This is a genomic window from Amycolatopsis sp. NPDC003676, from assembly GCF_053587275.1.
Map to the genome: position 1 here is coordinate 1 of NZ_JBSFNS010000185.1, position 11,279 is coordinate 11,279.

9 protein-coding genes are annotated in these 11,279 nt (G+C 72.0%); all 9 read right to left on the bottom strand.

Translation table 11 applies throughout. The features are described 5' to 3' along the window. Positions 1-240: 240 nt before the first annotated feature. Positions 241-1,188: a copper transporter gene (locus tag ACWDNU_RS43630; protein WP_449673174.1), complete on the bottom strand. Its 948-nt coding sequence runs from the start codon at positions 1,186-1,188 to the stop codon at positions 241-243. Continuing rightward, positions 1,185-2,369: a putative cytokinetic ring protein SteA gene (steA, locus tag ACWDNU_RS43635; protein ID WP_370936331.1), complete on the bottom strand. Its 1,185-nt coding sequence runs from the start codon at positions 2,367-2,369 to the stop codon at positions 1,185-1,187. The genes ACWDNU_RS43630 and steA overlap by 4 nt, the downstream gene beginning before the upstream one ends. Positions 2,370-2,471: 102 nt before the next feature. Continuing rightward, a complete protein-coding gene (locus ACWDNU_RS43640; protein WP_449673175.1) occupies positions 2,472-3,620 on the bottom strand; it encodes a DUF1266 domain-containing protein in 1,149 nt (382 codons plus the stop codon). A 10-nt stretch (positions 3,621-3,630) separates the two neighbouring features. Next, positions 3,631-5,415 carry a DNA repair protein RecN gene (gene recN, locus ACWDNU_RS43645; protein WP_449673176.1) on the bottom strand — a complete coding sequence of 595 codons (1,785 nt, stop codon included), beginning with the start codon at positions 5,413-5,415 and terminating at the stop codon, positions 3,631-3,633. A 97-nt stretch (positions 5,416-5,512) separates the two neighbouring features. After that, positions 5,513-6,442, bottom strand: a complete 930-nt coding sequence (locus ACWDNU_RS43650) for an NAD kinase (protein WP_449673177.1) — start codon at positions 6,440-6,442, stop codon at positions 5,513-5,515. Beyond that, complete coding sequence (locus ACWDNU_RS43655; protein ID WP_370936327.1) at positions 6,439-7,257, bottom strand: TlyA family RNA methyltransferase; 819 nt, start codon at positions 7,255-7,257, stop codon at positions 6,439-6,441. Before ACWDNU_RS43655 ends, ACWDNU_RS43650 begins: the two co-directional genes overlap by 4 nt. A 5-nt stretch (positions 7,258-7,262) precedes the next feature. Further along, positions 7,263-7,469, bottom strand: coding sequence for a hypothetical protein (locus ACWDNU_RS43660; protein ID WP_009079580.1), 207 nt, complete (start codon positions 7,467-7,469; stop codon positions 7,263-7,265). Between the two features lie 16 nt (positions 7,470-7,485). Next, entirely contained in the window at positions 7,486-8,463 is a 978-nt protein-coding gene (locus ACWDNU_RS43665) for an HAD-IIA family hydrolase (protein WP_449673178.1), read from the bottom strand. Continuing rightward, positions 8,456-10,996 carry a hypothetical protein gene (locus ACWDNU_RS43670; RefSeq protein WP_449673179.1) on the bottom strand — a complete coding sequence of 847 codons (2,541 nt, stop codon included), beginning with the start codon at positions 10,994-10,996 and terminating at the stop codon, positions 8,456-8,458. The genes ACWDNU_RS43665 and ACWDNU_RS43670 overlap by 8 nt, the downstream gene beginning before the upstream one ends. Positions 10,997-11,279: the final 283 nt, after the last annotated feature.

Here is an 11,279-nt window from a genome sequence, read left to right on the forward strand (position 1 = left end):
GTTCGACATCGTGGGGGCGAACAAGCACCGGGTGAACGACGAGCGGCTGCGTCCGACGGTGCGCTGGCGCGGGGCGGTCGCGGATTCCCTACCCCGAAGGGAATCCGGTGCCGCCGCCGGCTCTTGCCGAGATCCACCCGGTCGCGGCGGACGCGACAAAGTCAGCGGCGGTACCGGATTACCCCACCCTCGAAGGGAATCCAGTGCCGCCGCTGACTCTTGTGCGGGAGGCGGAAAGTCTCAGTTCCCCGAAGCGGCCACGCCCGGCGCGATCGCCTGCGCGTTGCCCGCGATGCCGTACCGGCCCGAACCGCCGTTGAGCTGTTCCTGCAGCGCCAGAATCGTCGCGACCCGGCCCGCCGCCGAATCCGCGTTGTCCACAGTGGACAGAATCGACGTCGCCGAAGTGTCGGCGCGCACCACGCCGATCGGACCGGCGCCCTCAGCCGAACCCGGGTCGCCGGCGAGCACCGTGCCCGCGCCGGAACGGTCCATCTGCGCGGCGAAGCGCGCGATCGTCGCGGCGCGATCGCCCGCGCCGTCACCGGTTTCCTGAGCGCCGGTCAGCACGATCGCCAGCTGCGCGGGCTGCACGCCCTGGCTCGGCTTCACGAAACCGCCGTCGGTCAGCCCGCCGAGCGCGGCGGCGAGTTCGTCGCCGCTCGACTGCGGTTTCGCGCTCGCCTTGTCCAGCAGCAGCGTCGAACCGAGCAACGCGCCGGCGAGCGTGCCGGAGTCGCCCGCGGTCGGGAACTTCGCACCGGCCGGCTGCAGCCGCGTGACGACGTCGCGCAACTGGTCGGCCTTCGCCGGGTCGGTGAACGCGTTGGTGAGCTGCAGTTCGCCGGTCACCGAGGCGCCGGACTGGCCCACGAGCTTCTTGAGCGCGTCGCGGTCGGCCGGGCGCGCGTCCTGCGTGGTGACGATGACGACGCTGCGCTTGTCGAGCGCGCCCGCGACGACCTTCGGGCCCATCGTCCCGGCGAACGCGTCCGCGTCGGACAGCCGCGCCTTGAGCGCGTTGCGCTGCGCCTCCAGGTCGGACACCTGCGTGCCGAGGTCTTTCTTCTGGTCCGCGAGCCCGGACAGCAGCGAACCGTTGAGCGCGGTCGAGCCCAGCACCACGCCGACGGCCAGCGCCAGGAAGCACGCGGTGATGGAAACGATGTGGTACCGCAGGGAAATCACGTGAAGAGACCCTTCACCCAGGCGACGAACGTGGACCAGGTGTGCTGGATCCACTCGAGGTAGACGGAGCCGACGTCGGAGACCAGCAGCGCGGCCACGACGACGACGATGGCGGCGAGGACGAGCAGGGCGACCGCGCCGAGCGACACCCGGCTGCGGTGCAGCGTCGCGACGGCCTTGCCGTCGACCAGCTTGGTGCCGAGCTTGAGCCGCGTGAGGAACGTGGACGGGTTCGACCCGGACCGGCCGTGGTCGAGGAATTCCCGCAGCGTGGCCTGAAACCCGACGGTGACGACGAGGCTCGCGCCGTGCGCGTCGGCCAGCAGCAGGGCGAGGTCCTCGGCGTTGCCGGTCGCGGGGAAGGTGACCGCGCCGATGCCGAGGTCCTGGATCCGCTCGACGCCCGGCGCGTGCCCGTCCGGCTGCGCGGGGACGACCACCTCGCCGCCGCTGCGCAGCGTCGCGGTGCCGATCCCGGTCGGGTCGCCGACCATGACGTCGGGCTGGTAGCCCTGCGCGCGCAGAGTGTCCGCACCGGCGTCGACGCCGACCAGCACCGGCCGGTGCTCGCCGATGTACTTCTTGAGCTTCTTGAGGTCCTCGGCGTGCCCGGTCCCCGCGGCGACGACCAGCACGTGCCGGTCGCGCACCGGGACCTTCAGCTCCGGCACGCCGACGCCGTCGAGGATCAGCGTCCGCTCGCGGCGGAGGAACTCGATCGTGTTGGCGGAGAAGGCTTCCAGCTGGGTCGACATCCCGGCCTTGGCCTCGATCATCTGGTCGGCGACGCTTTCGGGGGTCTGCTCGACCCCGGTCGCCAGCTGCCGCTCGCCCAGATAGACCGCGCCCTCGTGCACGCGCAGCTTCGTGCCGTCCTTGACGGTGCGCAGCAATTCGCCGCCGACCGAGTCGATCAGCGGAACGCCCGCCGCCACCAGGATTTCCGGGCCGAGGTTGGGGAACCGGCCGGAGATCGACGGCGACGCGTTGACCACCGCGGCGACCTCGGCGGCCACCAGCGCGTCGGCGGTGGCCCGGTCGAGGTCGAGCTGGTCGAGCACGACGATGTCGCCGGCGCTGACCCGGCGCAGCAGCTCCCGCGTGCGCCGGTCGACCCGCGCGACACCGATGACGCCGGGAAGGGCTTCGTGGTTCCGCGCGAGAAGACCAGTGAGCTTCATGTGGCTGATGGTGACAAATTTGTGCGTGGGTGCGGAGCCGACGCGCCGAGGCGGACATGACTCGTTGTGGTGAGCCATGTCGCGCGGGGTGCGGAACCGGGGTTAACTGTGCGGTCCGCCGGCTCCGAAATCGAGGTTGGACCAGGGACTCGCGGGATCGTTCAGCAGCCGGTGGCGGACCCGGGCGGCCGAAACGTACTCCGGCCCGAATTCCTCGCCGTCGAGCGCGAGCAGCCTGCCCAGCACGTATCCGGTGGCCAATTCCGCCCACGATTCGTGGTAGCGGCGGGCGATCGCGCCTGCCTCCAGCACCATCAATTCAGCCGTGAGCGCATCGCAGTACCCGACCGCCAAACCCCAGCGCGCCAGCTCGACCGCGCGGCCGACATCCCAGCCGATGATGCTGTCCACCACGCCGTCCGGAGCGAGCAGGCCGTCGGCGCGGAACCGCTGTTCGTACCGGACGATCCGGCGCACCGCGTCGATGAGCGGTTCGGCTTGGTCCTCGGCGTCGTTTTCGGCGCACCACTGCCGGACGAGCTCGACCCAGCCGTAGAAGTCCAGCGCCAGCCCGCTGCGGGCGCGCAGCACGAGCACCAGGTTTCCGGTGGTGAGCTGGTAGGAATCGCCGAGCAGCCGGTCCATCGCGGCCCGCCAGCCCGCCGCGTCCGCGACGCCCCACCAGTCGCGCAGGCCGCGGACTTCGGCGACGTAATCGTGGTAGCGCGCGTCGAGGACGTTCCACGGTTCGGCCGACAGCACCGCCTGGTGCGCGCCGCACGCGAGCGCGTGCGCGACCGGACCGTCGAGAAGCCCGTACCGCGCTGTGTAAAGCCGTTCGACCTGCTGCTCCACCGCCGTGACCCGGTGCGGGTTCGCGTCGACCCACGGCAGCACGGCGTCCGCGCCCACCCGCCATTCGGCGAGCGTGCCGCGGTTGAACACGACCTGTTCCTCGCGGCCGAGACCGTGCGTGGCCCAGTCGAGATCCCCGCTGAGAAACACCACGTCCGTCCCGAAATCCGGCAGCGCGCCGCGGGTGAAGACCTGCAGCGACGGTTCGCCGCCGTGCGCGCAGCACGCTTTCGCGGGCGACCAGGTCCGCTCCTGCGCGAGCCGTTCCGCTTCGTCCCGGTGTATCGGCACGAAGAGCTCCTCGTCGCCGAGGAGTTCGAGGAAGCGGTCGAGATCGTCCTCCCGCCGCGCGCGGGCGAGTTCGGCTTCGACGTCGGCCAACGTGGCCCAGGTCATGGAATCCGCCTCAGCCCTTCTTCGCGCGCTTGCGCTTCGCGCCGGTGTTCTTCGCCTTGTCTTTCTCCGCGGTGGCAAGCAATTCCTCGGCGTGCGCACGGCCGGTCTCGGTGCCGTCCATGCCCGCGAGCATCCGCGCGAGCTCGCGCACCCGGTCGCTCTGGTCCAGCGTCTTCACGCCGCTGCGCGTGACGCCGCCGCTGGTTCCCTTGTCCACCACCAAATGCTGATCGGCGAACGCGGCGACCTGCGGAAGGTGCGTGACCACCAGAACCTGGTGCGTGCGCGCGAGCCGCGCCAGCCGCCGGCCGATCTCCACCGCGGCCCGGCCGCCGACCCCGGCGTCGACCTCGTCGAACACCAACGTCTGCACGGTGTCCGCGTGCGCCAGTACGACCTCGATAGCCAGCATCACGCGCGACAGCTCACCGCCCGAGGCGGCCTTGTGCACCGGCAGCGGCGGCGCGCCGTTGTGCGCCCGCAGCAGCAGTTCCACCTCGTCGACGCCGTCCGGGCCCGCGTGCACCGCGTGTCCGTCGATCGCGAGCGCCTGCCGATCACCGTGCTCGGCCGGACGCTGTTCGACGGTGATCTCCAGCTCCGCCTGCCCCATCGCGAGACCGGACAGTTCCTTGGTGATCGCCGTGGCGAGTTCAGCGGCCGCCTTGCCGCGCGCGGCGGAAACCTCGGTGGCGTGCGCGACCAGCTGCACGGCGAGCTCGTCGCGACGCAAAGCCAGCGCTGCCAACGCCTCTTCGGAGGTGTCCATCGATTCGAGCCGGCGACGCGCGTCCTCGGCCCACGCCAGCACCCCGTCGACATCCGCGGCGTACTTGCGGGTGAGCCGTTTGAGATCGGCCTGGCGGGCGAGCACCTTCTCCAGCAGCGCCGGGTCCGCGTCCAGATTCTCGACGTAACTGCCCAGCTCCGCGCCGACGTCGCTCAACAGCGTGGAGGCTTCCTCCAGCCGCGGCACGAGGTCGCGCAGCGCGGAATCCTCCGCCGAGGCGAGCCTTCGCACCGCCTCGCCGACCAGGCCGAGCGCGCCCGGCGCGTCCGGGTCGCCGTCCTGCGCGCCGGACACCGCCGCATGCGATTCGGTGGCCATCGCGCGGAGTTCGTCGACTGCGGCCAAGCGTTTGATCTGCTCGGTGAGCTCGACGTCCTCGCCCGGCTCGGGCGCGACCGCGTCGATCTCGTTCAGCCCGTGCTTCAGCAGGTCCGCCTGCTGCGCCATCTCGCGGGAGCGGTTGGAGCGCTCGCTCAGCTCGGTGAGCACGGCCAGCCACTCCTCGCGGACCTGGCGGTACCGCGCGAGCGGCCCGCCCACGTCCTCGCCGGCGAACCGGTCGATCACCGCGCGCTGCTCGGCCGGGCGCAGCAGCCGCAGCTGGTCGTTCTGCCCGTGCACGGCGATCACCTGCTCGGACAGCTCGGCCAGCACCCCGACCGGCACCGACCGGCCGCCAAGGTGCGCCCGCGAGCGCCCGTCGGCCGCGACCGTGCGCAGCGCGATGACGCTGCCGTCCTCGTCGACATCGGCCCCCGAATCGGTGACGATGCGGGCGGCCGCGTCGTCCTTGCCCACGGTGAAGCGGCCCTCGACGAATGCCTTCAGCATTCCGTTCCGGACCTTCGACGCCTCGGCCCGTCCGCCCGAAAGCAGATGCAGCCCGGTGACGACCATGGTTTTGCCCGCACCCGTCTCACCGGTGACCACGGTGAAGCCCGCGTGCAGTTCCAGCAGGGCTTCCTCGATGACTCCGAGGCCCTGGATGCGCATCTCGGCCAGCACGACGCATACGGTAGCGGCCCGCACCGACGTTCTGTGCGTCCGAGGTCCGCTAACTCTTCTTTTCGCTGGTCGAACACTTGTGCGGGCGCGTCGCGAATCAGCCGCCCGGACGCTCCCCGCCGCGCCGGTCGCGCCAGCTGCGCACCGGCAGGCCGAACTTGTACACCAGCCGGTCGGTGAACACGCCGTCCCACAGCCGCACCAGCCGCACCGGCCGCCTGCCGCACACGACGCGCACCAGCGCGCCCGGCGGCAGGTCGAACGACCGCAGCCCGTCGCAGGTCAGCACGGCTTTCGGGCCGGTCGGGTCGATGCCGACGGTGATCACCGACTCGGGCGACACGACCAGCGGCCGGGCGAACATCGCGTGCGCGTTGCTCGGCACCACCAGCAGCGCCTCGACGTCCGGCCACAGCACCGGCCCGCCCGCGGAGAAGGCGTACGCGGTGGAACCGGTCGGCGTCGCGCACAGCACGCCGTCGCAGCCGAAGGACGACACCGGGCGGCCGTCGACCTCGATCAGCGCGTCGAGCACCCGCTCGCGGCTGAACTTCTCGACGCTGGCCTCGTTGAGCGCCCAGGTCCGGTAGATCTCCGCGCCGTCGGCGGTGACCGTGACGTCGACCGTCATCCGGTCCTCGACGTGGTACTCGCGGTCGACCACGCGCTGCACGGCGTCGGCGAGCGCATCCGAATCGGCCTCGGCGAGGAAGCCGACGCGGCCGAGGTTGACGCCGAGCACCGGGACCCCGGCCGGACGGGCGAGTTCCGCCGCGCGCAGCAGGGTTCCGTCGCCGCCGAGCACGAACACGAGCTCGGCTCCCTCGGCCGGATTGTGCTCGGGCGCGACCACGGTGCACGGCTTGGCCATGCAGCCGTCCGGGTCGATCAGCTGGAGAACGTCCTCGTCGAGCACGCGCAGCCGGATCCCGGCCTTCGCGAATCGCTGGGACACCTCGCGGGCGGCCTCCCGGGTGGTGTCCCGGTCGGGGTGCACCACGAGGAGCACTTCACGTTCGGCGGTCACTGAGGTCCTTCCTGGACTGCGGCGCGAACGAGCCGCTCGGCATCGTCGCCGCCCGCGTCTTCCGGCTCCGTTTTGCGGAGCCACACGAAGTATTCGACGTTCCCGGAGGGCCCGGGCAACGGGCTCGCGACGACCCCGCGCAGCGACAGGCCGAGCTTCGCGGCTTCGGCGAGCACGCCCAGCACGGATTCGACACGCAGTTCGGGATCGCGCACCACGCCCCCGCTGCCGAGCCGGTCTTTGCCGACCTCGAACTGCGGCTTGACCATCGGCACGAGATCCGCGCCGTCGCGGGCGCATGCGACGAGCGCGGGCAGCACGAGCTTGAGCGAGATGAAGGAAAGGTCGCCGACGACGAGATCGACCTGGCCGCCAAGGACATCCGGCGTCAGATTGCGGACGTTCGTGCGGTCGAGAACCACGACACGATCGTCGGTCTGCAGCTTCCAATCGAGCAGCCCGCGCCCGACGTCCGCGGCGATGACCTTCTCGGCGCCGCCCCGCAGCAACACATCCGTGAAGCCGCCAGTGGATGCGCCCGCGTCGAGACAACGGCGGCCTTCGACGGTCAGCCCCTCAGGACCGAAACGCTCAAGCGCGCCAAGGAGTTTGTGCGCGCCGCGCGACGCCCAGCCCGGGTCGTCCTCGTCCTTCACGACGATCGGCGCGTCGTTTTCCACGCCGGTGGCGGGTTTCGTGGCGACCATGCCGCGCACGGTGACCTTGCCGCCGGCGATCAGCGCGGAGGCTTGTTCGCGGGAGCGGGCGAGTCCGCGCCGCACGAGTTCCGCGTCGAGCCTGGCCCGTTTGGCCACGCCGGTCAGACCTTGTCGATGCTGGACAGGGCCACGGTCAGCTCGGTGTGCACGGCCTCGAAGCGGTCCACGTGCTCGGCGGGCGGCAGCGTGTCGAGGTCGTCGAGCCCGGCGACGGCCTCGTCGATGCCCGCCCGCGGGTCAGTCTGCTGCGGGCCGGGTCCGGGGATCGGCGGGGGTCCGGGAACCGGCCGCGGAACGTTCGGGTGCACAGGCCCAAACTACCAGTCAGGCGAGCCCGAGCCCGGTCACTGCCGCCGCGGCCGCGTCGCCTTCCGCGCGCACCTGCGTGATGCCGGTGCGCCACGCCGAATCGCACAGCGCGCGCAGCAGGTCGAGCTTGTCCCCTTCGCCGCGAACGGTCAGCACGTCGTTCTCGCCGATTTCCCAGCCGGACCGCTTCCCGATGCGCAATTCGTCCACCGGCTGTGCCAGCGCGGTGAGATCCGCACCCAGATGAGTGGGCCGTTCCGCCGGAATCGCGGTGAGCAGCGTCGCCGGAGTCGCGATGCCGGTGAGGACGCACAGCGAGTCGAGACCCGCCGCGACCGCACCCGCGATGTCGGTGTCCAGCCGATCCCCGACCACCAGCGGACGCTTCGCCTTCGCCGACCGTGCCGCCGTTTCGAACAACAACGGCTCCGGCTTTCCCGCGACGACCGGTTCCGCGCCGGTGGCGATCTTCAGCGCCCCGACCATGGATCCGTTGCCCGGCATCAGCCCGCGCTCGGTAGGCAGCGTGGTGTCGGTGTTCGTGGCGACCCACAGCCCGCCCGCGCGGATCACGATGCTCGCCTCGGCGAGGTCCGCCCATCCGGTTTCCGGCGAATGTCCTTGCACCACCGCGGAAACGTCGTCGCCCGCGGTCCGTACCGGCTCGAGCCCCGCCGCGGCGATCTGGTCGCCGAGCGAGGCCGTGCCGACGACGAGCACCTTCGCTCCGGCGGGCAGCCGGTCCCGCAGGAGCGCGGCTGCCGCCTGAGCGCTGGTGTGCACCTCTTCGGTGTCCGCGGCGATGCCGAGGTCCCGGAGGTGCTCAGCGACCGCGGACGGGGCCTTGGACGCGTTGTTGGTCACGAACCGGACCGCCGTGCCCTGCTCGCGCACGGCGGCCACGGTTTCCGCGGCCCCGTCGATCACCTGCGGCCCGTGGTACACGGTGCCGTCGAGATCGAACAGCAGCGCGTCGTAGGCCACGTCAGTCATCCGACCCAGTCGGCTCGCCCGGCTCGGCCGTCTCCTTCGGCGCGTTCGCCTCGTTCGACGCGTTCGCGAGGTCCGCGGCGCGCTCGGCGGCGTCGGTCTCGTCCTCGGCGTCGGCCTCAGCGGCGTTGAGGAACCACTGCACGGCCTCTTCCTTGCGCCCGGCAGCCTCAAGGTTGTCGGCGTAGGCGTAGAACAGGCGCGCGCTCCACGGATCGCGCTTGGCCGCCGCGAGGTCCGGCCCCTGCAGGGACACGACCGCCGCGTCCAGCTGCCCGAGGTCGCGCCGCGCACCCGCCGCGACGATCGCCAGCTCGACCTGGGTCGCCTTGGTGAGCCGTTCCTTGTCGGTCTCCTTGGCGAGGTCCAGGGCGCGCTCCGGACGGCCCAGCGCGCGCTCGGCGTCCGCGATGATCGCGATGTGCTCGTCGCTGCGCGTCATCCGCCGGACGGCGCGCAGTTCGGACAGCGCTTCCTGCCAGTTGCCCGCGTGGTACGCGACCAGCCCGAGCCCTTCGCGCACGATCGGCACCCGCGACGCCTTGGTCTTCGCGTACCGGGCGTGTTCGAGCGCGGCCTCCGGGTCTTCGTCGACCAGACCGCCGGCGGCGACCAGGTGCTTCCCGACGGTCTCCGCGAGCCCCTTCGGCAGGGTCCGCAGCTCGCGGCGGACCTCTTCGTCGAGGTCGGAGAACTCGATGTCCTCGGGCAGTTCCGGCGCTTCGAGCAGCTCGCGCGCCAGAGCGGCGTCCTGCTCCTCGACGGTGACCGGCCGCTTGGTGCGGGGCCGGTCGTCCCTGCGGTCGCGACGGTCCCGGCTGTCGCGGTCTCCGCGGCTGTCCCGGCCGCCGCGGTCGTTGCGGTCGCTGCGGTTGTCGCGCTCCCGACGGTCCTGCCGCTCGCCCTGGTCCTCGCTGCTGTCGCGCCGTTCCTGAGCTTCAGTGGCATCGGCACGCTCGACGCGCTCCGCCGCGACGTCAGCGCCCGCAGTCACCTCGTCGACGGCTGCGGATTCCACGGCCGACTGGGTCTCTTCGACCTCGTCCCGCCGCCCCCGGAAACCGTCGTCCTGACGGTCCTTCCGGAAACCGCTGTCGCGCTGGTCCTTGCGGAACCCGCCGGAGTCGCCGTCGCGATCGCGCCGGAACCCGCCCGAACGGTCGTCCCGCCGGTCCCCGCCAGGCCGCTTGCCGCCATACCCGCCGGACCGGTCGTCACGACGGAACCCACCGGAGCGGTCGTCTCGCCGGTCGCCCCGGTAACCGCCCTCGTCACGCCGGTCGCTGCGGTACCCGCCGGACCGGTTGTCACGATCATTGCGGAAGCCGCCCGAACGGTCGTCCCGCCGCTCCCCGCGTTGACCGCCTTCGTCGCGCCGGTCATTGCGGTATCCGCCCGGCCGGTCGTCCCGCCGGTTGTCGCGGAACCCGCCGGAGCGCTCGTCCCGGCGATCCCCGCCGCGGTAGCCGCCCTCGTCGCGCCGGTCGCTGCGGAAGCCGCCCGAACGGTTGTCCCGGCGGTCGTCGCGGTCGTTGCGGAACCCGCCGCGGTCGTCGCGCCGCTCTCCCCGGTTCCCGCCGGAGCGATCGTCGCGGAATCCACCGGAACTCCGGTTCCCGCCACGGAATCCGCCATCGCGCGGACCGCGGTCGTCCCGATCCCGGTAGCCGCCGGGCTTGCCGCCACGGTCGTCGCGGAAACCACCAGGCTTGCTGCCCCGGTCGTCGCGGAATCCACCGGGCTTGCTGCCCCGGTCGTCCCGGTAGCCACCACGCGTGTCGCGATCGCCGGGCTTGCCGCCGCGGTTGTCGCGGTCGCCGTAACCGCCGCGCCGGTCGTTGTCGCGGAAACCGCCGGATCCGCGCCGATCGTCGCGGAAACCGCCGCCCTGGGAGTCCTTGCCGCGGTATCCGCCCGGTCCGCGCCGGTCGTCGCCGCCCGAGTACCCGCCACGGCGGTCGTCGCCACCGCGCCGGTCGTCGTTCCAGCGGCCGCCGGACCGCTCGCCGTACGACGACTTGCCCTGCGGACGCCCGCGGTCGCCGTAGGAGGATTTCCCTTCCGGACGGCCCGAACGGTCGCCGTAAGACTTGCCGGGCCCGCCGGAGCGTTCGCCGTACGAGGAACGCCCTTCGGAACGGTTGCCGTAGGACGAGCGTCCCTCGGAGCGGTCGCCGTAGGAGGACTTGCCGCCGGAACGGTCACCGTAGGACTTGCCCTGCGGACGGTCGAACTCGCGCTTGCCGCGGGGGCGGAAGTCGCGGTCGTCGTCGCGTTTGCCGGCGTATCCGCCGCGCTGTTCGCGGGGACCGTCGCCGTGGCCGGGGCGGCCGGCGAAGCCGCCGGAACCGCGTGCGCCGCGGTCGTCCCGACGGGGCCGGCCCTGGTGGGCGTTGTCCCGTCCGCCGCGATCCTGCCGCGCGCCGCGCCGGTCTCCCCGGGGCGCGTCGGACCTGCCGCCGCGGGAGTCCTGGTCGCGGCGAGCCGACCGACCGGACCCCTCATCCGCTGAGTCTCGTCGACCGAACTCGGACACCTGGCCTCCTGCCATAGACAACTCTGGAATTCTGAGGACGGCCCCCGGTACGAGGGCCAATTGACTATCCTACGGGCCCGTTCGGAGCAACCTCGCGCGGGCGGACCTGGTCCGGCCCGCGCCCTGCTCGAGCGGACGCGAACATGAGTCTGGGCCCCGGGAGAACCGCGAGGGTTCTCGGACCGGGGGCACCCACGGTGGAGCAGCCCAGGTTGTCGTCGGGGCCAGATCCGGCGATGCCTTCTGCCAGCCAATCGGTCAGCGGCGACCAGTAGTACTGCGT